This is a genomic window from Enterobacter sp. SST3 (genome assembly GCF_000286655.1).
Lineage (GTDB): Bacteria > Pseudomonadota > Gammaproteobacteria > Enterobacterales > Enterobacteriaceae > Enterobacter > Enterobacter roggenkampii.
In genome coordinates, this window is sequence record NZ_ALNS01000008.1 from 65,337 (window position 1) to 89,703 (window position 24,367).

Here is a 24,367-nt window from a genome sequence, read left to right on the forward strand (position 1 = left end):
CCTGTAGGGGTAGAGGCCTTTATGGTTTTTTGCTGGCCTGAGGTGAGCATAAGAACTTACTGATGCGCGAACATGGCGTGCCGCTGCGATTCGTGATCGCATTCATGGTTTTATTTTGACCAATCAGGTCTACTTTTTACGATAAATATGGACATGTCAGGACGCCATACACGCCCTGATAAGGGCAGAGAGGTCTACTGGTGATCTACAAATCCATTGCTGACAGATTGCGGCTGCGGCTGAATTCGTCGGACTACAATATCGGCAGTCCGCTGCCGGGCGAGAAAGCGCTGGCGCAGGAGTTCGGCGTGGCGCGAATGACCATCCGCAAGGCGCTGGATCTGCTGGTGAGCTGGGGGCTGGTTGAACGGCGGCACGGCAGCGGCACGTTTGTGTCACGCAAAGACGTTCACCACGAAACCACCAACCTGACCGGGCTGGTGGAGGTGCTGCGTCAGCAGGGAAAAGAGGTGCAGAGCAAGGTGCTGCAGTTCGAAGTGATGCCCGCCCCGCCCGCCATCGCCAGCCAGCTGCGAATTCAGGTGGATGAGCGGATCTACTTTTCCCGGCGGGTGCGCTACGTGGACGGAAAACCGCTGATGCTGGAGGACAGCTTTATGCCGGTGAAGCTGTTTCGCAATCTGTCGCTGGCGCATCTTGAAGGGTCAAAGTTTGATTACATCGAGAAGGAGTGCGGGATCACCATCAGCGGCAACTACGAGAGCCTGACGCCGGTGCTGGCCGATAAGCAGCTGGCGGGTTATATGAACCTGCCGGAACAGACGCCGCTGTTGCGTATCACCTCCCTTTCCTACAGCGACAGCGGCGAGTTCCTCAACTATTCCGTGATGTTCCGCAATACCAGTGATTACCAGGTGGACTACCATCTGCGGCGCATCCACCCGGAAGATTTACTAGCTCATCCCCCAGAACAGCACCGCCAGTAGCTGCGGGGTGATGATGCGCAGGAACATCACCAGCGGGTAGACGGTGGCATAGGAGAGCGCGGCCGCGCCGCTGGTGGCGTGCAGGTTGTTGGCAAAGGCCAGCGCGGGCGGATCGGTCATGGAGCCCGCCAGCATGCCGCACAGCGTCAGGTAGTTCATTTTGGCGAACATCCGCGCCAGTATGCCCACCGTCAGCAGCGGGATCGCCGTGATAAAGATGCCGTAGCCGACCCAGCTCATCCCTTCGCCCTTGATCAGCGTATCGACGAAATCCCCGCCGGACTTCAGCCCGACCACCGCCAGGAACAGCACGATGCCCAGCTCGCGCAGCGCCAGGTTGGCGCTCGGCGGCATAAACCAGTAGAGCTTACCGATGCAGCCGATACGCCCGAGGATCAGCGCCATAATCAGCGGCCCGCCCGCCAGGCCCAGCTTGAGCGCCACCGGGAAGCCCGGCACGTACACAGGAATAGAACCGAGCAGCACGCCAAGCCCGATACCGATGAATACCGGTAGCATCTGCACCTGCTGCAGTTTTTGCTGCGCGTTACCCACCATATCCGCGACGGCGTCAATGGAAGACGGGCGCCCAACCAGGTTGAGGATATCCCCGAACTGCAGGCTGGCCTCCGGGCTGGCGACCAGCTCGACACCCGCACGGTTAAGGCGGGAGATCACGACGTCATAACGCTCTTTTACCTGCAGATCGCGTATTTTTTTGCCAAGGACGTGCTCGTTGGTTACCACAACGCGTTCAACGCGCATATCGGTGCCGCGCGTTGAGAGCGAGGTATCCACTTCCTGACCAATCACCAGACGGGCATTGTTCAAATCGCCGGGCTGGCCCACCAGGTGCAGCAGATCGCCTTGCTGAATAATGGTGCCGGGGGCAGGCACCATCAGCATATCGTCGCGCTTAAGGCGGGAGCAGATAATATTGGCGCTGTTCAGGATCGGCACGTCCTGAATCGCCATATTGTTCAGGTTGGGGTTATCGACCCGAATGTTGATGGTTTTGATCGGCATATGGCCGTTGGTGAGCGTGGTTTCGTGGTCCTTCGCCTCTTTATCGACGTTAATGCGAAACAGGACGCGGACCAGCCACATGGAGAGCAGAATGCCGCAAATACCAAACGGATAGGCCATGGCGTAGCTCATCCCCATCTGGTCGACGATGCCGGGTTCGATGCCCAAATCGCGCAGGATTTGCTGCCCCGCGCCGAGCGCAGGCGTGTTGGTGACCGCCCCGGAGAAAATGCCCAGCACCACGGGCAGCGGGATAGCAAAGATTTTATGCAGAATGGCGGTGACCAGCCCGCCCATCACCACAATGCCGAGAGCAAACAGGTTGAGCCGCAATCCGGAGACACGAAGAGAGGCGAAAAAACCCGGTCCCACCTGAATCCCGATGGTATAAACGAACAGGATCAGGCCGAACTCCTGGGTAAAGTGGAGCATTTCGGCGCTCAGCACCAGCCCGAGCTGGTCGGCAAAGTGGCCGACAAAAATGCCGCCAAACAGCACCCCGCCTATCCCAAACCCGACGCCGCGGATTTTGATATTCCCTATCCACAGGCCAACAACAGCGACCAGGGCCAACACGCTGACGGTTAACGCGATATCACTCATGATCCACTTCCTTGGCATAACCTTAGTTATGCTAAGGATTCTCTCAGAGCCGTGGGCGGTTGTATGGGCGATGGCGCACAAAAAAGCCCTGCCGGGGCAGGGCCTTGTGCGGTCTGTGAGCAGTGTCGGGTGGCGGCTGCGCCTTACCCGACCTACAGGTTCGGCGGGCTTGTTAACTATTCAACGCCGGCCGGTCGCTAATGGCGATACGCTGCGGCGCGATGGCTTCCGGTACGTTACGGGTCAGGTCAATATGCAGCAGCCCATTGGTAAACGTTGCGCCGGAGACGTCCATATGGTCTGCCAGGGTAAAGCTCAGGCTAAACGGCTGATTAACCAGCCCCTGATGAAGCCATTTGGTCTCGGTCTCTTGTTTCTCCGGCGTACCTTTCACGGTCAGACGCGTGCCTTCGAGCTGAATATCCAGATCCTCCTGACGGAAGCCGGCCAGCGCCAGGGTGATGCGATAGTGGTTATCGTCGCTTTTTTCGATGTTGTACGGCGGAAACGTCTGTTGCTCAGCGGTGTTTTGCAGGGCATTAGCCAGTTTGTCAAAACCAATCCACTGACGAAGTAAGGGGGATAAATCGTAGTTACGCATACTAAATCTCCTTCTGAGAAGCGAGTTCGGCACAGTTTAATTTTGTGCGCAGTTGTTCCTGCAAATCCTGATGGATTCGCATATGCTCCCGTTACGGCAAGCAGGTCTGGGTGGGCCGCTCGCGCGACCCGCATAATTAGTTAATTTCGATACGACGCGGTTTTTTCTCTTCCGGAATCACACGTTCCAGTTCGATAAACAGCAGGCCGTTGACCAGGTTTGCACCTTTCACATGAATGTTCTCGGCTAACTGGAACTTGCGTTCAAAGTTGCGCTCAGCGATGCCCTGGTAAAGGTAGGTACGTTCTTTCTGCTCGGCCGTATGGGAACCTTTCACCACCAGCAGGTTGTCCTGCGCGGTGATCTCCAGTTCGTTTTCTGCAAAACCGGCGACGGCAATGGCGATGCGGTAGTGGTTTTCGTCAACCAGCTCAACATTGTATGGAGGGTAGCCGTTGCTCTGGCTTTGGTTATTTTCTAAATGGTTAAACAGGCGGTCAAAACCAATTGCAGAACGGTACAGCGGAGAAAGATCGAAGTTACGCATAAATAAAACTCCTGAAATCAGCGAGAAAAGTAAGCCTTCCACCATGGACAGGCCTTTACGCCCCCCGAACACCCATCAGGCGAGTTCGTTATCGGGTCGTATTCTTAAAATGGGTCTGCAACCGGGCTTTTCAAGCATGACAACTGCACTTTTTTTTGCACTTTCCTGCATCTCGCATAGACTGGGACAACAGCACAAAGGGTTAAATTGCGATGGCTGCCACAGTGCGGGGTTATCGGGCTATCCATTTTGGATAAGGCTCGCTATAACGCTGAGTTGCAGGTCTATGCAGTGCCATTAACGATGACTGAGTGATGATGAAAAATGTTCTGATAAAGCTGACGACGTTCAGCGGGGTAGTTTTACTTTGCGGGTGTTCGAGCGTGATGTCTCACACCGGCGGTAAAGAAGGAACATATCCGGGGACGCGCGCCAGCGCGGCGATGATCTCCGATGACGATACAAACTGGGGCACCAAATCCCTGGTTATCCTGGATATGCCGTTTACGGCTGTGGCGGACACGCTTCTGCTGCCGTGGGATTTATTCCGTAAGGACGACTCCGTGCGCTCACGGGTAGAGAAAAGCGAGCAGGAAAATCTGGCGACAAACGCCGTCATTCCGCCCGCAGAGATGCCGCCGCGCTAGTTCTGCGCGGTTTCCGCTAACCAGAGCTGACGGAAACCGTCCGTCTCTTCCATCCACGCAATAAAGCGCCCGTCCGGGGAAAATACGACGGCATCCGCAGACGGCGGATTGCCGTGATCGGACGTCAAAAACGTCACTTGTCCGGTCTGCGCGTCACAGCAGGCGATCCGGTTTTCGTGCACAAACCCCAGCCGATCACCCGCCGGATGCCAGTTAAACGCAGACTGAATATCGCTCCCGTTACGCGTCAGCTGGCGCGGCTCGCCGCCTTCAGGTGAGATCAGCCACAGCTGCACAATGCCGTTATCGTCGCGCATCAGAAACGCGACCTGTGTCCCCTCCGGGTTGCTGCGAACCCAGTGACGCGGCACGTTCACCAGGCCCGGATAGGCCCTTTGATGCGTAAAGGTCAAACGACGCTGCTTCACCCCAGCAGGCGGGGCTGGCAGGGTCTCTGCGGTGCCCTGAAGCGGCGCATCGCCCGCCCTTTTCCAGCTCTGTTCATCTTCTGGCAGGTTAACAATAAACAGTTCAGGCACTTTCTCGCCCGTTGCAGACAGGGTATCGCCGATAAACGCCAGTCTGTCGTTGCCCACCCAGCCCTCTTCGTAGGCGCGGTTAATCTCGTCGCTGCCCGGCTGCGGGTTGGGTGTCGTGCGGCTGACCAATACGCTCCAGTAAGTCCCCGGGTATTCACGAGGATGGTTTCCCGGCGGATTCACCGGGCCATAAGGCGCCGCAACGCCAACGTTGCGTAAATCAAGCTTCGCATCGCGCACGTGCAGCACGTGGTCGTTATAGGTAAAGCTGACAAGCTGGCCGTTCGGGCTGAAGACATGGACGTGGCTGCCGCCGCGCAGCGCGCCCGGGGTGAACGGTGAAGTGATATCCATTGCGTCCAGGTTGCTCACCTGCCCGTGATGCGCAATTACCCCCTGGCGATGATGAAAATCGTAGTGCCAGTCCGCATCCGGGTTTTTCGGGCCGTGGATAAAGACGTATTTCTCCTGCGCGGAATGAACGGTCACCACGCCAACGTGCGCACCGTCAGTAGCGCGATAAATCACCTCGACTTCGCCCGTAACAACATTAACCCGCTCGATGGTTTCACCGGTGAACGATGCACCTGACGGGCGCACGTCATAGACCAGCCACTGGCTGTCCGGCGTCCAGGTATTGATGTTCGTAAGCTGGTGGTTGCGGGAAGCGAAGGTGATTTGTTTCATGAGGATACCCTGATGCGCGGTTTTCGCATCAGGGTATCGCAAGCGGGTGTTTAGTTCAGCACAAACTTCTCAATGGCGTAAGCCACGCCGTCTTCGAGGTTGGATTTGGTGACAAAATTAGCCACTTCTTTCACCGACGGAATAGCGTTATCCATCGCCACGCCCATGCCCGCGAATTCAATCATCGCGATGTCGTTTTCCTGATCGCCCAGCGCCATGATTTCGTCCGGCTTGATGCCCAGCGCGTCGGCCAGCGATTTCACGCCGGTGCCTTTATTGACGCGTTTATCGAGGATTTCAAGGAAGTACGGCGCACTTTTCAGCACGGTGTATTTCTCTTTCACTTCGGCCGGAATGCGCGCAATCGCTTTATCCAGGATCTCCGGCTCGTCGATCATCATCACTTTCAGGAACTGGGTGGCCGGATCCATCTTCTCGGCTTCACAGAACACCAGCGGAATGGTCGCCACGTAGGATTCATGTACCGTGTAGTAGCTGATATCACGGTTGGCGGTGTAAAGCGTATTGCGATCGAGAGCGTGGAAGTGGGAACCCACCTCACGGGACAGTTTTTCCAGGAACCGGTAGTCATCGTAGCTTAGCGCGGTTTGCGCAACCGTACTGCCATCTGCGGCTTTCTGCACCAACGCGCCGTTATAGGTAATGCAGTAGTCGCCGGGCTGATTCATGTGCAGCTCTTTCAGGTAGCTGTGCACGCCCGCATACGGACGCCCCGTGGTGAGGACCACATTCACGCCCTTTGCGCGTGCCGCGGCGATCGCGTTCTTAACGGCTGGAGAGATAGTGTGGTCTGGCAGCAACAGCGTGCCGTCCATATCGATTGCAATAAGTTTGATAGCCATGAGTTCCCCGGGATAAATGAGTGCTGCCTCATGCTAACGCGATTAAGCACACAAAAATAGAGCTACCTTGCGCAACAAAAGCCCCCTTTTACGCCTATCCCGGGGAACAAAGACTTACTCGCGGGTGAGAACGATTTTACCAAACGCACCGCGATCCAGATGCTCAAGAGCCTGTTTAAGCTCGTTAAAACGGTAGCGATGCTCAATCACGGGTTTCAACCCGGTGACATCCACGGCGCGGACGAAATCTTCCAGCGCCCGGCGGTGCCCCACGCCGATCCCCTGAATGACGGGAGATTTCAGCAACAGTTCGCCAGCCGAGAGCGAAATGTCAGACCCGGCCAGCACGCCAATGACCGAGATACGTCCATGAACGGCAACGGCGCGCAGGGAGTGCTTCAGGTTCTCGCCCCCCACGGTTTCAATAATATGGTCGATGCCGCGATCCTGAGTCAGCGCCAGCGCCTCTTCAGCCCAGTCGCCTTTCAGGCGGTTGATGCCCTGGCTGGCCCCCAGCTTTTTGGCCAGCGCCAGCTTTTCATCGCTCCCGGACGTAACAATGACCTCTGCGCCGTGCGCTTTTGCGATTTGCAGGGCGAAAATCGCCACGCCGCCCGTTCCCTGTACCAGCACCGATTGCCCGGCGCGCAGCTGACCGCGTTCCACCAGTGCGAACCAGGCGGTAAGCCCCGCGCAGGGTAAGGTGCTGGCCTCTGCGTCATCCAGGGTTTCCGGCGATGCCGCCAGCGCGTCTTCCTTCACAATCACGTACTCGGCCAGCATTCCCTGGAAGTATCCACCGGACGTTCTATAGGGCAAATTGCGCGCGTCCGCCTGCGGCTTACCGTCGATCCACTCCGGAAAGAAGGTTGAGATAACGCGCGCGCCGGGCTGGAAACGCGTGACGCCTTCACCAATGCTGTCGACGACGCCCGCCATGTCAGACGCCGGGGTAAACGGGAAGGAAAGCGGAATCGGCATCGTGCCTTCAATCACCATTTTGTCGCGATAGTTGAGCGCAACGGCATTCACCCTTACGCGCACTTCACCCGGGCCTGGCTGTGGAATGGGCTCCTGAATAAGCGTAAGGCTCTCGCGCCCGAGGGCGCTCATCGTCCAACGTTGCATTGTCTCGGTCATTTTTTTCTCCGGCCATCAAGTAAGCTTTAGTACTGACAGTCTACCGTTGACGCATGGTCGCCAGTGGCGATAAGTTTTCTCTATATTGACGCCAAAAAAGATACAATTCATGACCGACACGCTGAAGGATATCCCTGTTTTTGTCGCTGCCGTAGAGGCGGGAAGTTTCGCTCAGGCCGCCATTCGTCTGCATTTGTCACGCTCGGCGGTAGGAAAAAGCATCGCTCGTCTCGAGGAGCGACTGGGGGCACGGCTGTTTCAGCGCACCACCCGCAGCCAGAGCCTGACCGATAACGGCGCCCTTTTTTATGAACGGTGCCTGCGTGCGCTGGAGGAAATTCGGGGCGCAGAGTCGCTGCTTGAAACGGGGAAACAGCAGGTCAGCGGCCGCCTGCGCGTTGCCATGCCGGTACTGTTTGGCCGCCAGTGCGTCGCGCCGCTGTTGATTGAACTGGCGCAGGAACACCCCGGGCTTGAGCTTGAAATGTCGTTCAGCGACCGCGTGGTGGATCTGGTGGAGGAAGGGTTTGATATGGCGGTGCGTAACGGCACGCTGCAGGACAGCAGCATGCTGGTCGCCAGAAAGTTGGGGGAACACCGCATGGTGCTGTGCGCTGCGCCGGATTATCTGCAGAACAAAGGCCAGCCGCAAAGCGTGGCTGACTTACCCCATCATACGGTCATTAACTATCTGCGCGCAGGCAGAGTGTTACCCTGGCAACTGATGGATAACGAAGGGACCTCGCACACCTTTACTCCCCGTTCATCGCTCAATATGGATGATTTGCAGGCCATCTGCGACGCGGCGCTGGCCGGACACGGGATTGCCTGGCTCCCCTGCTGGATGGCCATTAAAGAAATTCATCAGGGAAAGCTCGTCCCGCTCCTGAAACAGGCGCCCGATGTCCATTTTGACGTTCATGCCGTCTGGCTGCAGACGCCGCACCTGCCGCTGAGAGTGAGGATTGCCGTCGATACGCTCGCCAGTCGCTTACCGTCAGTGCTGTCGCAGGATATGCCCGCGCCCATAAAAAAGCCGCGCTAAACGCGCGGCCAGTTATCGTGCGGTATCACGTCGATTAAATATCGATATTTGCCGCTTTCAGGGCGTTCTCTTCGATGAAGGCACGACGTGGTTCAACCGCATCGCCCATCAGGGTGGTGAACAGCTGGTCTGCAGCAATCGCGTCCTTAACGGTAACACGCAGCATGCGACGGCTTTCCGGATCCATGGTGGTTTCCCACAGCTGCTCCGGGTTCATTTCGCCCAGACCTTTATAGCGCTGGATCGCGAGGCCGCGACGGGACTCTTTCACCAGCCAGTCCAGCGCCTGCTCGAAGCTGGCTACCGGCTGACGACGTTCGCCACGTTCGATGAACGCATCGTCTTCGATCAGGCCGCGCAGCTTCTCGCCGAGCGTGCAGATACGACGGTATTCCGGACCGGTGACAAACTCGTGCTCCAGCGGGTAGTCGGTGTCGACGCCGTGGGTACGCACGCGAACGATCGGCTCGAACTGCCCGTCAGCGTTCTGCTGAACATCGCATTTCCACTGGCTGCCGTGCTGCTCTTTCTCGTTCAGATCGGTCACCAGGGCGTTCACCCAGCGGGTGACGGTCTGCTCGCTGCTCAGATCGGCTTCGGTCAGGGTTGGCTGATAAACCAGCTCCTTCAGCAGCGTTTTCGGATAACGACGTTCCATACGCGTAATCATTTTCTGCGTGGCGTTGAACTCGGACACCAGACGCTCCAGCGGTTCACCGGCCAGTGCAGGGGCGTGCGAGTTCGCGTGCAGGGTCGCACCATCAAGCGCGATCGCGATTTGGTACTGATCCATCGCTTCGTCATCTTTGATGTACTGTTCCTGCTTGCCTTTCTTCACTTTGTACAGCGGCGGCTGGGCAATGTAGACGTGACCACGCTCAACGATTTCAGGCATCTGACGATAGAAGAAGGTCAACAGCAGCGTACGAATGTGCGAGCCGTCGACGTCCGCATCGGTCATGATGATGATGCTGTGGTAGCGCAGTTTGTCCGGGTTGTACTCGTCGCGACCAATGCCGCAGCCCAGCGCGGTGATGAGCGTCGCCACTTCCTGAGAAGAGAGCATCTTGTCGAAACGGGCTTTCTCAACGTTGAGGATTTTACCCTTCAGCGGCAGAATCGCCTGGTTCTTGCGGTTACGGCCCTGCTTCGCAGAACCGCCCGCGGAGTCCCCTTCCACGAGGTACAGTTCGGAGAGCGCCGGGTCGCGTTCCTGGCAGTCAGCCAGCTTGCCCGGCAGGCCTGCTAAGTCCAGCGCGCCTTTACGACGGGTCATTTCACGGGCTTTACGCGCCGCTTCACGGGCACGCGCCGCATCGATAATTTTGCCCACCACGATTTTCGCGTCGGACGGGTTTTCCAGCAGGTATTCGCTCAGCAGTTCGTTCATCTGCTGCTCAACCGCCGATTTCACCTCGGAAGAGACCAGCTTGTCTTTGGTCTGTGAGGAGAACTTCGGATCCGGCACCTTCACGGAAACCACGGCAATCAGGCCTTCACGGGCATCGTCACCGGTGGCGCTGACTTTCGCTTTCTTGCTGTAGCCTTCTTTGTCCATGTAGGCGTTCAGGGTACGGGTCATCGCCGCACGGAAGCCAGCAAGGTGGGTACCACCGTCACGCTGTGGAATGTTGTTGGTAAAGCAGTAGATGTTTTCCTGGAAACCGTCGTTCCACTGCAGCGCCACTTCCACGCCGATGCCGTCTTTTTCGGTGGAGAAGTAGAAGATATTCGGGTGGATAGGCGTTTTGTTCTTGTTCAGATACTCAACGAACGCCTTGATACCGCCTTCGTAGTGGAAGTGGTCTTCTTTGTTGTCGCGTTTGTCGCGCAGGCGAATCGAGACGCCGGAGTTCAGGAACGACAGTTCACGCAGGCGTTTCGCCAGGATGTCGTACTCGAACTCGGTGACGTTGGTGAAGGTTTCGAGGCTCGGCCAGAAACGCACCATGGTACCGGTTTTGTCGGTTTCGCCGGTAACGGCCAGCGGTGCCTGCGGCACGCCGTGCGTGTAAAGCTGACGGTGAATTTTGCCTTCGCGCTGGATAACCAGCTCCAGCTTCTGCGACAGGGCGTTTACTACCGAAACACCTACGCCGTGCAGGCCGCCGGAAACTTTATAGGAGTTATCGTCGAACTTACCGCCTGCGTGCAGGACGGTCATGATCACTTCCGCCGCGGAGACGCCCTCTTCCGGGTGAATACCGGTTGGGATGCCACGGCCGTCATCGGTGACGGAGACGGAGTTATCCGCATGGATGGTGACCACGATGTCTTTACAGTGACCCGCGAGCGCTTCGTCGATAGCGTTATCTACCACCTCGAATACCATGTGGTGCAGACCGGTGCCGTCATCCGTGTCGCCGATATACATACCCGGGCGCTTACGCACCGCATCCAGCCCTTTCAGGACTTTGATACTGGAGGAGTCATAAGAATTCGACATCAACGTTTCTCGCTCATTTCAACTTGGGTTAATCCGTTATTTTACCCTTTTCCACGGTAAACATCTTCGAATTTTCGTCCGACATGTCCATAACGTGTTCAGCGCTAATGGCGCTGACGAAAACCTGCGACTGCGTGGCTTTTAAGCGGCTGGCAAGCAGCCCGCGCCGCGCGTCGTCAAGTTCCGAGGCAAAATCATCTATCAGGTACAGGCAGCGTCGTCCGCTTTCGCGGGTGAGGAACTCCCCCTGTGCCAGGCGCAACGCACACATCAGGAGCTTGAGCTGCCCGCGCGACAACGTGTCTTCCACCGGCGCACCGTCGGCACGAATGCGGAAATCCGCCTTGTGCGGGCCGTGCGCGGTGTAGGTCAACATGCGGTCGCGCTCGAAGCTTCTCTCTAACACCTCGGCATAGTCCGTCTCTTTCTCCCAGCCGCGCTGGAAGGAGAAGGTGAGAGAGAACTCGGGTAAAAACTGTTTGCAGGTGTCGGCCATGTCTTCAGCAATACCTGCGCTGTATTCGGCACGCCAGTTGCTGATTTGTTCCGCAAGAGGGATTAACTCCATGTCCCACGGACGCAGCTGGGCGTAGCGCGTCACCTGGCGCAACGCGGCGTTACGCTGCTTGAGCAGACGCTTCAGGTTGCTCCAGGCGTTAAAGAATCCGGCTTCGTTGTGAAAGCATCCCCAGTCGAGGAACGCTCTTCTGTATTTGGGGCCGCCGTTGAGTAAAGTAAACCCCTCGGGCGTGATCAGCTGCATCGGCATCAGCAGCGCCAGCTCGGCCACCTTGTGGCCGTCGGTACCGTCGATGCGCACCTTGCTGTCGCCCTGCTTGTCTTTGGTCAGGCCGATGGCGGTTTCCCGCTCCTCGCCCTGCAAACGCCCGTGCAGAACAAAAGATTCCTGCTCGTGGCGAATCACGCGACCAATCTGCAAACTGCGAAACGCCCGGCCGTGGCCGAGCGTATAGATGGCTTCCAGCACGCTGGTTTTGCCGCTACCGTTCGCGCCAACCAGGAAATTAAAGCCAGGGGATAAAGCGAGATCCGCGCTTTCGATGTTGCGAAAGTCGCGGATCAACAGACGGGTGAGCGACATTACAGTCTCATTGGCATGACAACATAGGCAGCCGACTGTGATGCGGCATCTTCAATCTGTACGCTCGAAACGGAGTCGGTCAGCAGGATGCGCACGTTCTCGCATTTCAGCGCGTTCAGCACATCCAGCACGTAGCTAACGTTGAAGCCGATTTCCATCTCAGCCCCGGCGTAGGTGACGTCCAGAATCTCTTCTGCCTCTTCCTGCTCCGGGTTGTTGGCGGTGATTTTGATCTGGTTTTCACTCACGTACAGGCGCACGCCGCGGAATTTCTCGTTGGAGAGGATCGCGGCACGGGCAAAGGCCTGCTTGAGGCTGTCGCAACCGGCTTCCAGCGTTTTGTCCGGGTTCTTCGGCAATACGCGGCGATAATCCGGAAAACGACCGTCAACCAGCTTCGATGTGAAGACAAAATCGCCCACGTGAGCGCGGATGTTATTGCTGCCGATCTGCACGCGCAGCGGCGTGTCGCCACCGTCGAGCATACGCATCAGCTCAATCACCCCTTTACGCGGCACGATCACCGAATGGTTTGGCAGCGAGTCGCCAATCGGCATGGAACAGACCGCCAGACGGTGGCCGTCGGTCGCCACGGTACGCAGCTCTTCACCTTCGGTTTCGAACAGCATGCCGTTTAAGTAGTAACGAACGTCCTGATGCGCCATGGAGAACTGGGTGGCTTCAATCAGACGCTTCATCGTCGCCTGCGGCAGGGTGAATTCCACTTCGCTCTGCCAGTCGTCCAGGTTCGGGAAGTCCGCTGCAGGCAGCGTGGAGAGCGAGAAACGGCTGCGGCCAGAGCGCACCAGCATACGGTCGCCTTCCAGCTGCACGGCGATTTCAGCGCCTTCCGGCAGCCCGCGGCAGATATCAAAGAATTTACGTGCCGGAACCGTGGTCGCGCCCGCGTCGTGCGGCTGCGTCAGCGTAACGCGCGCGATCATTTCCATTTCCAGATCTGTACCGGTCAGCGACAGCGTACCGTCCGCGACCTGAAGCAGCAGGTTTCCGAGAATAGGCAGCGTTGGGCGGCCGCCTAATGGGCCACTCACCTGTTGCAGCGGTTTTAATAAATGTTCACGTTCAACGGTAAATTTCATAGCGTCACGATGATAATGTTCTGATTAGATTGGAAAAATCTTCTTTTATGTCGTGGCTTTCTTCGCGTAACTGCTCAATCTTGCGACAGGCGTGCAGCACGGTCGTATGGTCACGGCCACCAAACGCATCGCCGATTTCCGGCAGACTGTGGTTGGTTAACTCCTTTGCCAGCGCCATCGCCATCTGACGCGGGCGCGCCACCGAGCGGGAACGACGTTTAGACAGTAAATCTGCCACTTTGATCTTGTAGTACTCAGCCACCGTCTTTTGAATATTGTCGATAGTGACCAGTTTTTCCTGCAATGCCAGCAAATCACGCAGCGCTTCACGCACAAAATCGATGGTGATCGCACGACCGGTAAAGTTGGCATTGGCGATAACGCGGTTCAGTGCCCCTTCGAGCTCACGCACGTTGGAGCGCAGACGCTTGGCAATGAAGAACGCCACTTCACCCGGCAGGCGAATGTCGTTTTCATCGGCTTTCTTCATCAGGATCGCGACGCGGGTTTCCAGCTCCGGTGGCTCGATCGCCACGGTCAGGCCCCAGCCGAAGCGGGATTTCAGACGATCTTCAACGCCGTTGATCTCTTTTGGATAACGATCCGAGGTCAAAATGATCTGCTGATTGCCTTCCAGCAGGGCATTGAAGGTGTGGAAAAATTCTTCCTGCGATCGTTCTTTATTGGCAAAGAACTGAATGTCATCGATCAGCAGCGCGTCAACGGAACGGTAGTAGCGTTTAAACTCTTCGATCGCATTGTTTTGCAGGGCTTTTACCATGTCCTGAACGAAGCGTTCGGAGTGCATATACACCACTTTGGCATTGGGCTTGCGCGCCATAATGCCATTGCCCACCGCGTGCAGCAGGTGCGTTTTACCGAGACCCGTGCCGCCATACAGGAACAGCGGGTTGTAGGCCCCACCGGGGTTATCAGCAACCTGGCGAGCCGCCGCGCGCGCCAGCTGGTTCGACTTACCTTCAACGAAGTTATCGAACGTGTGTTTGACGTTTACGTTAGAGCGGTAGGTTTGCTCAGCCGGTGCAGGAACATTATCCCAACCCTGACGAGCAGGAGCGACGCGAGGAGCCGGCGCGGGTGCGGCCTGAGCAGGCGCTGCCACATTCACGGTTTCACGTACGGTTTGGGTGACCGGCTTTGTGCCCACTTCAAAGCGCAGCTGTGGGGCATCAGACCCGCAGAAATCGTTCAGCAGTCCATTGATGTTATTAAGGTACTTGTCCCTTACCCAATCGAGCACAAAACGGTTTGGCGCGTACAAAGCCAGCGTGTTATCGCTCAGTTCCGCCTGCAACGGGCGGATCCACATACTGAATTCTGTGGCTGGTAACTCATCCTGCAATCGGGCAAGACACTGCTGCCAAAGCGAAAGTGACACGGCGGACTCCACTCGAACAATAAAAGAAAACTATTGAATATTCATGATTGTTGGCGCACATCGGCATGACCCTGTGTAAAGGGGGACGTGCGAATTGCTATCTGCAATTTATCCTGACCAGGATCCTGGGATCCCGATCGGGACCGCGGATCATAGCCTAAACTGAGCCAGAGATCTTCTGTTTCTCACAGATTCTTCCCGATTTATCCACAGGAAGATCAGAAACCGGTTAAGTGTAAACGATCCTGGCGCGAGTGCCCCACGATTTAGCCCGCATATTGGAAAAATTAATGAGCACAGCCAATTTATTGCTTAAATGATCTAACGAAGATCCGGGACGATCCTTGCGCTTTATCGGTGAGCCCGTATAATCCTCGACCCGGCGCGTGATGCTCATCTTCCTGCGTCGTCCGTTGCTCATTTTCCACGCGAAAACGTGCGGAAATACGCGGGAAATAAGGAAAGAGAATTGACTCCGGAGTGTACAATTATTACAATCCGGCCTCTTTAATCACCCACGCTGAGGCGTTAGTCGTTCGAAACTCGTTCGGGTATACGCAAAAGTCAGTGAATTTATTCAAGTTTAGGTAGAAATCGCCATGAAACGCACTTTTCAACCGTCTGTACTGAAGCGCAACCGTTCTCACGGCTTCCGTGCTCGTATGGCTACTAAAAATGGTCGTCAGGTTCTGGCACGTCGTCGTGCTAAAGGCCGCGCTCGTCTGACCGTTTCCAAGTAATAAAGCTAACCCCTGAGTGGTTAAGCTAGCATTTCCCAGGGAGTTACGTTTGTTAACTCCCGCTCATTTCACTTTCGTCTTCCAGCAGCCACAACGGGCTGGCACGCCGCAAATCACCATCCTCGGCCGCCAAAATTCGCTGGGGCATCCCCGCATCGGTCTCACAGTCGCCAAGAAAAATGTTAAGCGTGCGCATGAACGCAATCGGATTAAACGTCTGACGCGTGAAAGCTTCCGTTTACGTCAGCACGAACTGCCTTCAATGGATTTCGTGGTGGTGGCGAAGAAAGGGGTTGCCGACCTCGATAACCGTGCTCTCTCGGAAGCGTTGGAAAAATTATGGCGCCGCCACTGTCGCCTGGCTCCCGGGTCCTGATAGCCCTCATTCGGGTCTATCAACGCCTGATTAGTCCGCTACTCGGGCCGCACTGCCGTTTCACACCAACATGCTCAAGCTACGGAATTGAGGCATTGCGCAGGTTTGGAGTGATAAAAGGCAGTTGGTTGACGGTGAAACGCGTATTAAAATGCCACCCTTTACACCCCGGTGGAGACGACCCCGTCCCCCCAGGACCCTTTGATACCAGAGAACACTAACGATGGATTCGCAACGCAATCTTCTTATCATCGCTTTGTTGTTCGTGTCTTTCATGATCTGGCAAGCATGGGAGCAGGATAAAAATCCTCAACCCCAGCAGCAGACCACGCAGACTACGACCACCGCAGCGGGTAGCGCCGCCGACCAGGGCGTACCGGCCAGTGGCCAGGGGAAACAGATTACGGTTAAGACCGATGTGCTTGAGCTGACAATCAACACCCGTGGTGGTGATGTTGAGCAGGCGCTGCTGTTGACCTACCCGAAAGAGCTGAAGTCTAACGAACCGTTCCAGTTACTGGAAACCACGCCTGAGTTTATCTACCAGGCGCAGAGCGGCCTGACCGGTCGTGATGGCCCGGATAACCCGGCTAACGGTGCGCGTCCACTGTATAACGTCGAGAACGACACCTTTGTGCTGGCTGATGGCCAGAACGAACTCGTTATCCCGATGACCTATACCGACGCCGCAGGCAACACCTTCACCAAAACCTTCACCCTGAAGCGCGGTGAGTATGCGGTGAACGTGGGCTACAGCGTACAGAACGCCAGCGCGAAACCGCTGGAGCTGTCGACCTTTGGCCAGCTGAAGCAGTCCATCAATCTGCCGTCTCACCGTGACACCGGAAGCAGCAACTTTGCGCTGCACACCTTCCGTGGCGCGGCGTACTCCACGCCTGACGCGAAGTACGAGAAATACAAATTCGACACCATTGCCGATAACGAAAACCTGAACGTCAGCGCTAAAGGCGGTTGGGTGGCGATGCTGCAGCAGTATTTCGCGACGGCGTGGGTGCCAAATAACGACGGTACCAACAACTTCTATACCGCGAACCTGGGTAACGGCCTTGCAGCCATCGGCTACAAATCTCAGCCGGTTCTGGTACAGCCGGGTCAAACCGGTAAGCTGGCCAGCACCCTGTGGGTTGGCCCGGAAATTCAGGACAAAATGGCCGCTGTTGCGCCGCACCTGGATCTGACCGTGGATTACGGTTGGTTGTGGTTCATCTCTCAGCCGCTGTTTAAGCTGCTGAAGTTCATCCACAGCTTCCTGGGTAACTGGGGCTTCTCCATCATCGTTATCACCTTCATCGTTCGTGGCATCATGTACCCGCTGACTAAAGCGCAGTACACCTCCATGGCGAAGATGCGCATGCTGCAGCCGAAGATTCAGGCAATGCGTGAGCGTCTGGGCGATGACAAACAGCGTCAGAGCCAGGAAATGATGGCCCTGTATAAAGCAGAGAAAGTGAACCCACTGGGTGGTTGCTTCCCGCTGCTGATTCAGATGCCAATCTTCCTTGCGCTGTACTACATGCTGATGGGTTCCGTTGAGCTGCGCCACGCGCCGTTCGCACTCTGGATCCATGACCTGTCCGCACAGGACCCGTACTACATCCTGCCGATCCTGATGGGCGTGACGATGTTCTTCATCCAGAAGATGTCGCCGACCACCGTGACCGACCCGATGCAGCAGAAGATCATGACCTTTATGCCGGTCATCTTCACCGTGTTCTTCCTGTGGTTCCCGTCAGGTCTGGTGCTGTACTATATCGTCAGCAACCTGGTGACCATCATCCAGCAGCAGCTGATTTACCGTGGTCTGGAAAAACGTGGCCTGCATAGCCGCGAAAAGAAAAAGTCCTGATCCGATAAGTTAACGCTAAAATAAGGGCGGTCGATTGACCGCCTTTTTTATTTGTATTGAACGAGAGCAACCATGAGCCATAACGACACTATCGTCGCCCAGGCAACCCCACCGGGACGCGGTGGTGTAGGCATTCTGCGCATCTCCGGCCTGAAGGCGCGCGAGGTGGCCGAAGCGGTGCTGGGTAAGCTGCCAAAGCCGCGCTACGCTGATTACCTGCCGTTTAAAGATACCGACGGCACGCCGCTGGACCAGGGCATTGCGCTGTGGTTCCCCGGCCCGAACTCCTTTACCGGTGAAGACGTGCTGGAGCTTCAGGGCCACGGCGGCCCGGTTATCCTCGACCTGCTGTTAAAACGTATCCTGACCCTGTCGGGCCTGCGCATTGCCAAGCCGGGCGAGTTCTCCGAGCGTGCCTTCCTCAACGACAAGCTCGACCTGGCGCAGGCTGAGGCCATTGCTGACCTGATCGACGCCAGTTCTGAACAGGCGGCCCGCTCTGCTCTGAACTCGCTGCAGGGCGCATTCTCCGCGCGTGTGAATCACCTTGTGGAAGCACTTACTCACCTTAGGATCTACGTGGAAGCGGCTATCGACTTCCCGGACGAGGAGATCGACTTCCTCTCTGACGGCAAAATCGAAGCCCAGCTCAACCAGGTTATGGCCGATCTCGACGCCGTACGTGCAGAAGCGCGCCAGGGCAGCCTGCTGCGTGAAGGGATGAAGGTGGTGATTGCCGGACGCCCGAACGCCGGGAAATCGAGCCTGCTGAACGCCCTGGCGGGCCGTGAAGCGGCGATCGTAACCGATATTGCCGGCACCACTCGCGACGTGCTGCGCGAGCACATCCACATCGACGGCATGCCGCTGCACATCATCGATACCGCCGGTCTGCGCGATGCCAGCGACGAGGTTGAGCGCATCGGTATCGAACGCGCCTGGCAGGAGATCGAGCAGGCCGACCGCGTGCTGTTTATGGTGGACGGCACCACGACCGACGCCGTTGACCCGGCAGAGATCTGGCCGGACTTTATTGCCCGTCTGCCGGCCAAACTGCCGATCACCGTGGTGCGTAACAAAGCGGACGTGACCGGCGAAACGCTCGGTATCAGCGATGTGAATGGTCACTCACTGATTCGCCTGTCGGCGCGGACCGGTGAAGGCGTGGACGACCTGCGTAACCATCTCAAGCAGAGCATGGGCTTTGATACCAGCATGGAAGGCGGCTTCCTGGCGCGTCGCCGTCACCTGCAGGCGCTGGAAGAGGCGGCACGCCATCTTGACCAGGGCAAAGCGCAGCTGATTGGCGCATGGGCAGGTGAACTGCTGGCGGAAGAGCTGCGTCTGGCGCAGCAGAATCTGAGCGAGATCACCGGGGAGTTTACGTCGGACGATCTGCTGGGACGGATCTTCTCGAGCTTCTGCATTGGCAAGTAATTCCCGCTAATCCATGGTGATTTCCTCCTGGGAAATCACCATTGTCCAAATGGCAACTCGCCTAATCCCTTTTCCCCCCCTATCCTGCATGCCTGCATCTATGGGGGGTTTATGGCGCGTTTTCTGTTTTGTAGTTTCGCATTAGTTCTGCTTTATCCGTCCGGTATTGATATGTATCTGGTGGGATTACCGCATATCGCCCGCGATCTGGGCGCCAGCGAAGCGCAGCTGCATATTGCGTTTTCGGCCTACCTCGCGGGGATGGCATCGTCGATGGTCTTTGCCGGGAAGATTGCGGATAAAGCAGGCCGTCAGCCTGTCGCAATCGCCGGTGCCATCGTTTTTGCCCTGGCATCCCTTCTCTGCTCACAGGCGCAAAACAGCACCGTGTTCCTGACCGGGCGCTTTATCCAGGGCATCGGTGCGGGCGGTTGCTACGTGGTGGCGTTTGCCATTTTGCGCGACACCTTAAGCGCCCAGCGTCGCGCCAAAGTGCTGTCGATGCTGAACGGCATTACCTGCATCATCCCGGTGCTGGCCCCGGTCGTGGGCTATCTGATCATGCTGAAATTCCCGTGGCAGAGCCTGTTCTGGACCATGGCGGCGATGGGCGCGCTGGTGTTTGTCCTGTCGATTGCCGTGCTGAAAGAGACCCACCCGGGCTCGCAGAATACCGGCCATACCGCGACCATTCACCCGGCAGAGAAGCTTCTCAACCGCTTTTTCCTCAGCCGTCTGACCGTGACCACGTTAAGCGTGGCGGTGATCCTGACCTATGTAAACGTTTCCCCGGTGTTGCTGATGGAGACCATGGGCTTCGATCGCGGTGAGTATTCAACGGTGATGGCTTTAACCGCGATGGTCAGTATGGCCGTTTCGTTCTCTACCCCGTTTGCGCTGAATATCTTTCGCCAGCGCACGCTGATGCTGACCTCACAGGTTTTATTCATGGCCGCAGGCGCGATCCTGGCGACCACCAGCTCACATGCGGTGATGCTGGTGGGCATTACGCTCATTTGCGCCGGGTTCTCGGTTGGCTTTGGCGTGGCGATGAGCCAGGCGCTTGGTCCCTTCTCGCTGCGGGCAGGCGTGGCGAGTTCGGTGCTGGGGATCGCGCAGGTCTGCGGCTCGTCGCTGTGGATTTGGCTGGCGGCAGTCATCGGGCTTAACGCGCTGAATATGCTGATCGGGGTTCTGATTGGCTGTAGCATAGTCTGCATTACCTTACTTATGGTCATCCAGCCCGCGGCGCACTATGAAGAAGCCCATCAGCAGTCTCGATCTTAACCTGTTGCTGTGCCTGCAGCTTTTGCTGCAGGAGCGCAGCGTTACCAAAGCGGCGAAGCGGATGAACGTGACGCCGTCGGCGGTGAGTAAATCACTGGCCAAGCTGCGTGACTGGTTTGACGACCCGCTGTTTGTCAAAACGCCGCTAGGGCTGCTGCCGACGCCGCTGACGGTGAGCCTGGAGCAGGATCTGGCTGACTGGATGCAAATCGGCAACCAGATCCTCGATAAATTCCATCATGATTCTCCGGGCGGGCTGACGTTCGTGCTGGCCGCGGAAACGCCGCTGATGCTGATCCGCTTCAATACCCTGCTGGAGCAGGTGAACCAGCGCTATCCGCAGGCGACGGTGAAAATGCGCCAGTGGGATTACGACTCGCTGGACGCGATTACGCGTGGCGAGGTGGATTTGGGCTTCACCGGGCGTGAAACGCATCCGCGATCCCGCGAGCTGCTTAAGCTGATGCCGTGGTTTATCGACTACGAAATCCTGTTCAGCGACCGCCCCTGCGTCTATCTGCGCGAGGATCATCCGGCGCTTCAGCAAGAATGGAATCTGGAGACCTTCCTGCGCTATCCCCACATCAGCATCTTCTGGGAACGCAGCGATACCTGGGCGCTTGATGAGGTGTTAAAGGAGATGGGACGCGATCGCACTATCGCCATGAGCCTGCCGGGCTTCGAACAGGCGATGTTTATGGCGGCGCAGCCCGGCCATCACTATATCGCCACCGCCCCGCACTACTGTCACCACTACAATGAACTCCACCAGCGTAAGCTGATCGCCCTTCCGATCCCCATTGATGAGGAGCAGGCGGATAAATTGACCGTGCCCTTCACGCTGATCTGGCATAAACGGAACAGCCATAACCCCAAAATTCTCTGGCTGCGGGAGACCATCAAGGCGCTGTACGGTGCGAGCGATCCAATTTTTGCCTAAGAAAATGTAAAGTTCGGTCCTAAGGCTTCTCTTACTTCCATTTACTGATTAAAACAGGAGGCAAGTTAAGCGATAATCATGTAACCGTTTAACCGATTACGACCATTATCAAGGAGCGAAAAATGGCTACGCACTTTGCAAGAGGGATACTTACAGAAGGACGTCTCGTATCGGCAAGAATTTCTTCAGCCTGTCACCGTGAAGCACTCACACTTCCGGAGCATCGCAGGTCGCGGTTTTTAGCGTCCCGAGCGCTTCTCGCGGAACTGATGTTTATGCTGTACGGCACCAGCGAGCTGCCGGACATCATTACCCAGCCAGAAGGCCGCCCGGTCTTTGCGGACCCGGATCTCCCTCGTTTTTCCATTGCCTACACGGGCAATATCATTGGTGTCGCGCTGACCACCGAAGGGGACTGTGGCCTCGATATGGAGCTACAGCGCGCGACGCGCAGCTTCCACGGTGGTAACGCGCATGAAGACTATCCGCTCTCCAGCAATGAGAAGCTGTGGGTACGCAACCAGAACGATCCTATTGAAGCCAGAGCCCAGCTCATTACCCTGCGCCAGAGCATTCGCAAGCTCTGCGGATGCGCCTCAGACGACGCCAGCCTGCTGCAACTGTTGCCTGGCTCCGGACGTCTGCGCGCCACCCAGGCCACGCTGGTAGAAGCGCTCTGCGACGCGGAGGATGTGCTCATCTGGTCCATCGCGGTGACCCCCGCCATCGAACGCATGAAAATCTGGGAATTTGACAGTCAACAGGGATGGCGTAGCCTTCCTGATGTGCCCGAGCGCGCCAACGAGCCCGCTGCACGTCTGATGCGATTAACCAGTTTACCGGCAGAAAAAGCATTCACCCTTAGCTGATCCAATCAGGGTCATCATGATGAAACAGGAGTAATCATGTCTGATACGTTGAAAGTTGTTACGTTACTGGGAAGCCTGCGCAAAGGTTCATTTAACGGGATGGTAGCCCGCACGCTGCCACAGCTGGCACCTGCAGGTATGGAAATTAGCGCCCTGCCGTCTATTGGCGATATTCCGCTTTATGATGCTGACGTACAACAGGAAGAAGGGTTCCCGCAGAGCGTTGAGGCGCTGGCCGAACAGATCCGCCAGGCTGACGGCGTGGTCATCGTCACGCCAGAGTACAACTACTCTGTACCCGGTGGTCTGAAGAATGCCATCGACTGGCTGTCCCGTTTACCTGAGCAGCCGCTGTCAGGCAAACCGGTGCTGATCCAGACCAGTTCCATGGGCGCGATTGGCGGCGCGCGCTGCCAGTATCACCTGCGTCAGATCCTGGTCTTCCTCGATGCGATGGTGATGAACAAGCCGGAATTTATGGGCGGAGTGATACAGAACAAGGTCGACCCGCAAACGGGTGAGGTGGTGGATCTGAGCACGCGCGATCATCTGTCTGGCCAGCTGACGGAGTTCGGGGATTACATTAAGCGGGTTAAAGCCTGATAAAAAAGCCCGGTGGCGCTAGCGCTTACCGGGCCTACACTCGTCAGTAGGTCAGGTAAGCGAAGCGCCACCTGACACCACAAACCGCACCTTAGTGCGCGTCAATAAACACAATCTTCAGTACAAACAGCAGCGCCACAACGATGACGCACGGGCTGAGGTCGCGGAAGCGGCCGGTACCGATCTTCATTACGCAGTAAGAGATAAAGCCCAGCGCGATACCTTCGGTAATCGAGAAGCTGAACGGCATCATCACGGCGGTAATAAACGCCGGCACCGCTTCGGTTAAATCATCCCACTTCACGCGCGACAGGCTGGAGGTCATCAGCACACCCACGTAGATCAGCGCACCCGCTGCAGCGTACGGAGGCACCATGCCCGCCAGCGGCGAGAGGAAGATCACCAGCAGGAACAGAATACCCACGACCACCGCCGTCAGGCCGGTACGGCCGCCCACGGAGACGCCGGAAGAGGATTCAATGTAAGCGGTCACAGACGAGGTCCCGATAAATGAACCGGTCACAGAGGAGATACTGTCCACAAACAGCGCCTGCTTCATGCGCGGGAATTTGCCTTTCTCATCTGCCAGACCCGCTTTGTCAGTCACGCCGATCAGCGTACCGGAGGAGTCGAACAGGTTCACCAGCATGAAGGAGAAAATCACGCCCGCCAGGCCCAGGTTCAGGGAACCCGCCAGATCAACATGACCAACAACGGTAGAGACGCTCGGTGGCGCGGAAACGATGCCGTTATAGTGAACGTCGCCCAGCATCCAGCCCAGCAGCGTGGTCACCACGATGGAGACCAGCACCGCCGCATGAATATTGCGGGAAGCCAGGATGGCGATGATAAAGAAGCCCAGCACGCCCAGCAGCACGTTATGCGAGGTCAGGTGACCGATGCTCACCAGCGTATCCGGGTTCGCCACGATCACGCCGGCGTTTTTCAGCCCCATCATCCCGATAAACAGACCGATACCGCTGGTGATGCCCACGCGCAGGCTCACGGGAATGTTCGCAATCATCCAGTAACGCACGCGGAAAATGGTCAGCAGCAGCAGGCCAATCGCACCCCAGAAGATGGCGCCCATACCCACCTGCCACGGCAGCCCCATCGCCTGAACCACCACGAAGGCAAAGAACGCATTCAGACCCATCGCCGGGGCCAGCGCGACCGGCAGGTTAGCGAACACACCCATCAGAATGCTGCCGAGGGCCGCGATCAGACAGGTAGTCACGAAGACGGCGCTGGTATCCATGCCAGCAACGCCCAGAATTTGAGGGTTAACAAAAACGATATAGACCATCGTCAGGAAGGTGGTGAAACCGGCGATCACTTCGGTGCGTGCCGTCGTGCCGTGCTCGCGCAGTTTAAACACGCGCTCAAGCAGACCCTGACCAGATGTCTGGGTAGTGTGTTGTTGACTCATCATCAATTTCCGAACAAGGAGGGAAAATTCGTCGCTATCCTATACCAAAATGCGACAATAGTGGCGGTTACGTGATACTTTTTTCATTGAATTTGCTTATACGGCAACGATTGCGTTCCGGTGAACT

The 24,367-nt window shown here is 56.9% G+C and carries 23 protein-coding genes and 1 other annotated feature; of the genes, 12 read left to right on the forward strand and 11 right to left on the reverse strand.

Features of this window, described 5'->3' with window-relative positions; genetic code table 11:
• Positions 1-200 precede the first annotated feature (200 nt).
• Positions 201-947: a GntR family transcriptional regulator gene (locus B498_RS16970; RefSeq protein ID WP_008500159.1), complete on the forward strand. Its 747-nt coding sequence runs from the start codon at positions 201-203 to the stop codon at positions 945-947.
• On the opposite strand, the gene B498_RS16965 is transcribed toward B498_RS16970, so the two are convergent.
• The 3 genes from B498_RS16965 to ibpA form a co-directional block, all read right to left on the reverse strand.
• Positions 915-2,576 (reverse strand): putative transporter, encoded by a 1,662-nt coding sequence (locus tag B498_RS16965; protein WP_008500160.1) that lies wholly within the window; start codon positions 2,574-2,576, stop codon positions 915-917. The genes B498_RS16970 and B498_RS16965 overlap by 33 nt on opposite strands.
• A gap of 172 nt (positions 2,577-2,748) precedes the next feature.
• Positions 2,749-3,177, reverse strand: a complete 429-nt coding sequence (ibpB, locus tag B498_RS16960; protein ID WP_008500161.1) for a small heat shock chaperone IbpB — start codon at positions 3,175-3,177, stop codon at positions 2,749-2,751.
• Between the two features lie 136 nt (positions 3,178-3,313).
• The gene (gene ibpA, locus B498_RS16955; protein ID WP_008500162.1) at positions 3,314-3,724 is read right to left on the reverse strand and encodes a small heat shock chaperone IbpA; all 411 of its coding nucleotides are present in this window, start codon (positions 3,722-3,724) and stop codon (positions 3,314-3,316) included.
• Positions 3,718-3,789: a sequence feature (ROSE (Repression Of Heat Shock gene Expression) occurs in the 5'-region of heat shock genes and acts as an RNA thermometer to modulate expression.), on the reverse strand. Its footprint overlaps the gene before it by 7 nt.
• Before the next feature lie 249 nt (positions 3,790-4,038).
• Here ibpA and B498_RS16950 point away from each other — a divergent pair.
• Complete coding sequence (locus B498_RS16950; RefSeq protein WP_021242679.1) at positions 4,039-4,371, forward strand: YceK/YidQ family lipoprotein; 333 nt, start codon at positions 4,039-4,041, stop codon at positions 4,369-4,371.
• On the opposite strand, the gene B498_RS16945 is transcribed toward B498_RS16950, so the two are convergent.
• The 3 genes from B498_RS16945 to B498_RS16935 form a co-directional block, all read right to left on the reverse strand.
• The gene (locus tag B498_RS16945) at positions 4,368-5,597 is read right to left on the reverse strand and encodes a DUF3748 domain-containing protein (protein WP_008500164.1); all 1,230 of its coding nucleotides are present in this window, start codon (positions 5,595-5,597) and stop codon (positions 4,368-4,370) included. The two genes, B498_RS16950 and B498_RS16945, sit on opposite strands and share 4 nt — an antisense overlap.
• Positions 5,598-5,647: 50 nt before the next feature.
• Entirely contained in the window at positions 5,648-6,460 is an 813-nt protein-coding gene (gene yidA, locus B498_RS16940) for a sugar-phosphatase (protein ID WP_008500165.1), read from the reverse strand.
• A gap of 114 nt (positions 6,461-6,574) precedes the next feature.
• Entirely contained in the window at positions 6,575-7,600 is a 1,026-nt protein-coding gene (locus B498_RS16935) for a zinc-dependent alcohol dehydrogenase family protein (RefSeq protein ID WP_008500166.1), read from the reverse strand.
• Between the two features lie 109 nt (positions 7,601-7,709).
• Between B498_RS16935 and B498_RS16930 the strand changes: the two genes are divergently transcribed.
• Positions 7,710-8,645, forward strand: a complete 936-nt coding sequence (locus B498_RS16930) for a LysR family transcriptional regulator (protein WP_008500167.1) — start codon at positions 7,710-7,712, stop codon at positions 8,643-8,645.
• A gap of 34 nt (positions 8,646-8,679) precedes the next feature.
• Here the strand turns inward: B498_RS16930 and gyrB are convergent, their stop codons facing one another.
• Genes gyrB through dnaA form a run of 4 tightly spaced genes read right to left on the reverse strand, consistent with a single transcriptional unit; the run spans position 8,680 to position 14,692 of the window.
• Positions 8,680-11,091 (reverse strand): DNA topoisomerase (ATP-hydrolyzing) subunit B, encoded by a 2,412-nt coding sequence (gene gyrB, locus B498_RS16925; protein ID WP_008500168.1) that lies wholly within the window; start codon positions 11,089-11,091, stop codon positions 8,680-8,682.
• A 28-nt stretch (positions 11,092-11,119) separates the two neighbouring features.
• Entirely contained in the window at positions 11,120-12,193 is a 1,074-nt protein-coding gene (recF, locus tag B498_RS16920; protein ID WP_008500169.1) for a DNA replication/repair protein RecF, read from the reverse strand.
• Positions 12,193-13,293, reverse strand: coding sequence for a DNA polymerase III subunit beta (gene dnaN, locus B498_RS16915; protein WP_008500170.1), 1,101 nt, complete (start codon positions 13,291-13,293; stop codon positions 12,193-12,195). The genes recF and dnaN overlap by 1 nt, the downstream gene beginning before the upstream one ends.
• 4 nt (positions 13,294-13,297) lie before the next feature.
• Positions 13,298-14,692 (reverse strand): chromosomal replication initiator protein DnaA, encoded by a 1,395-nt coding sequence (gene dnaA / locus B498_RS16910; RefSeq protein ID WP_008500171.1) that lies wholly within the window; start codon positions 14,690-14,692, stop codon positions 13,298-13,300.
• A gap of 599 nt (positions 14,693-15,291) precedes the next feature.
• On the opposite strand from dnaA, the gene rpmH reads away from it, so the two are divergent.
• The 9 genes from rpmH (at position 15,292) to B498_RS16875 (ending at position 22,811) form a co-directional block, all read left to right on the forward strand.
• Positions 15,292-15,432 (forward strand): 50S ribosomal protein L34, encoded by a 141-nt coding sequence (rpmH, locus tag B498_RS0121255; RefSeq protein ID WP_000831330.1) that lies wholly within the window; start codon positions 15,292-15,294, stop codon positions 15,430-15,432.
• 16 nt (positions 15,433-15,448) lie between these two features.
• A complete protein-coding gene (rnpA, locus tag B498_RS16905; RefSeq protein WP_021242673.1) occupies positions 15,449-15,808 on the forward strand; it encodes a ribonuclease P protein component in 360 nt (119 codons plus the stop codon).
• Positions 15,772-16,029 carry a membrane protein insertion efficiency factor YidD gene (yidD, locus tag B498_RS22110; RefSeq protein WP_001307474.1) on the forward strand — a complete coding sequence of 86 codons (258 nt, stop codon included), beginning with the start codon at positions 15,772-15,774 and terminating at the stop codon, positions 16,027-16,029. Before rnpA ends, yidD begins: the two co-directional genes overlap by 37 nt.
• A gap of 2 nt (positions 16,030-16,031) precedes the next feature.
• Entirely contained in the window at positions 16,032-17,675 is a 1,644-nt protein-coding gene (gene yidC / locus B498_RS16900) for a membrane protein insertase YidC (protein ID WP_008500173.1), read from the forward strand.
• A 72-nt stretch (positions 17,676-17,747) separates the two neighbouring features.
• Positions 17,748-19,112, forward strand: coding sequence for a tRNA uridine-5-carboxymethylaminomethyl(34) synthesis GTPase MnmE (gene mnmE / locus B498_RS16895; protein ID WP_008500174.1), 1,365 nt, complete (start codon positions 17,748-17,750; stop codon positions 19,110-19,112).
• 111 nt (positions 19,113-19,223) lie between these two features.
• On the forward strand, positions 19,224-20,399 hold the full coding sequence (locus B498_RS16890) for an MFS transporter (protein ID WP_008500175.1): 1,176 nt from the start codon (positions 19,224-19,226) through the stop codon (positions 20,397-20,399).
• Entirely contained in the window at positions 20,368-21,339 is a 972-nt protein-coding gene (gene yidZ / locus B498_RS16885; RefSeq protein WP_008500176.1) for an HTH-type transcriptional regulator YidZ, read from the forward strand. The genes B498_RS16890 and yidZ overlap by 32 nt, the downstream gene beginning before the upstream one ends.
• A 122-nt stretch (positions 21,340-21,461) precedes the next feature.
• Positions 21,462-22,208 carry a 4'-phosphopantetheinyl transferase family protein gene (locus B498_RS16880; RefSeq protein ID WP_008500177.1) on the forward strand — a complete coding sequence of 249 codons (747 nt, stop codon included), beginning with the start codon at positions 21,462-21,464 and terminating at the stop codon, positions 22,206-22,208.
• Between the two features lie 36 nt (positions 22,209-22,244).
• Positions 22,245-22,811 carry an NADPH-dependent FMN reductase gene (locus tag B498_RS16875; RefSeq protein ID WP_008500178.1) on the forward strand — a complete coding sequence of 189 codons (567 nt, stop codon included), beginning with the start codon at positions 22,245-22,247 and terminating at the stop codon, positions 22,809-22,811.
• Positions 22,812-22,902: 91 nt separating this feature from the next.
• Here the strand turns inward: B498_RS16875 and adeP are convergent, their stop codons facing one another.
• Positions 22,903-24,240: an adenine permease AdeP gene (gene adeP / locus B498_RS16870; protein ID WP_139152656.1), complete on the reverse strand. Its 1,338-nt coding sequence runs from the start codon at positions 24,238-24,240 to the stop codon at positions 22,903-22,905.
• Positions 24,241-24,367 lie beyond the last annotated feature (127 nt).

Bases quoted from the DNA above. Each gene is read 5' to 3' on its own strand.
- B498_RS16965 (WP_008500160.1), bottom strand. From the start codon at position 2,576: ATGAGTGATATCGCGTTAACCGTCAGCGTGTTGGCCCTGGTCGCTGTT.
- ibpB (WP_008500161.1), bottom strand. From the start codon at position 3,177: ATGCGTAACTACGATTTATCCCCCTTACTTCGTCAGTGGATTGGTTTT.
- ibpA (WP_008500162.1), bottom strand. From the start codon at position 3,724: ATGCGTAACTTCGATCTTTCTCCGCTGTACCGTTCTGCAATTGGTTTT.
- B498_RS16950 (WP_021242679.1), top strand. From the start codon at position 4,039: ATGATGAAAAATGTTCTGATAAAGCTGACGACGTTCAGCGGGGTAGTT.
- B498_RS16945 (WP_008500164.1), bottom strand. From the start codon at position 5,597: ATGAAACAAATCACCTTCGCTTCCCGCAACCACCAGCTTACGAACATC.
- yidA (WP_008500165.1), bottom strand. From the start codon at position 6,460: ATGGCTATCAAACTTATTGCAATCGATATGGACGGCACGCTGTTGCTG.
- B498_RS16935 (WP_008500166.1), bottom strand. From the start codon at position 7,600: ATGACCGAGACAATGCAACGTTGGACGATGAGCGCCCTCGGGCGCGAG.
- B498_RS16930 (WP_008500167.1), top strand. From the start codon at position 7,710: ATGACCGACACGCTGAAGGATATCCCTGTTTTTGTCGCTGCCGTAGAG.
- gyrB (WP_008500168.1), bottom strand. From the start codon at position 11,091: ATGTCGAATTCTTATGACTCCTCCAGTATCAAAGTCCTGAAAGGGCTG.
- recF (WP_008500169.1), bottom strand. From the start codon at position 12,193: ATGTCGCTCACCCGTCTGTTGATCCGCGACTTTCGCAACATCGAAAGC.
- dnaN (WP_008500170.1), bottom strand. From the start codon at position 13,293: ATGAAATTTACCGTTGAACGTGAACATTTATTAAAACCGCTGCAACAG.
- rpmH (WP_000831330.1), top strand. From the start codon at position 15,292: ATGAAACGCACTTTTCAACCGTCTGTACTGAAGCGCAACCGTTCTCAC.
- yidD (WP_001307474.1), top strand. From the start codon at position 15,772: ATGGCGCCGCCACTGTCGCCTGGCTCCCGGGTCCTGATAGCCCTCATT.
- yidC (WP_008500173.1), top strand. From the start codon at position 16,032: ATGGATTCGCAACGCAATCTTCTTATCATCGCTTTGTTGTTCGTGTCT.
- mnmE (WP_008500174.1), top strand. From the start codon at position 17,748: ATGAGCCATAACGACACTATCGTCGCCCAGGCAACCCCACCGGGACGC.
- B498_RS16890 (WP_008500175.1), top strand. From the start codon at position 19,224: ATGGCGCGTTTTCTGTTTTGTAGTTTCGCATTAGTTCTGCTTTATCCG.
- yidZ (WP_008500176.1), top strand. From the start codon at position 20,368: ATGAAGAAGCCCATCAGCAGTCTCGATCTTAACCTGTTGCTGTGCCTG.
- B498_RS16880 (WP_008500177.1), top strand. From the start codon at position 21,462: ATGGCTACGCACTTTGCAAGAGGGATACTTACAGAAGGACGTCTCGTA.
- B498_RS16875 (WP_008500178.1), top strand. From the start codon at position 22,245: ATGTCTGATACGTTGAAAGTTGTTACGTTACTGGGAAGCCTGCGCAAA.
- adeP (WP_139152656.1), bottom strand. From the start codon at position 24,240: ATGAGTCAACAACACACTACCCAGACATCTGGTCAGGGTCTGCTTGAG.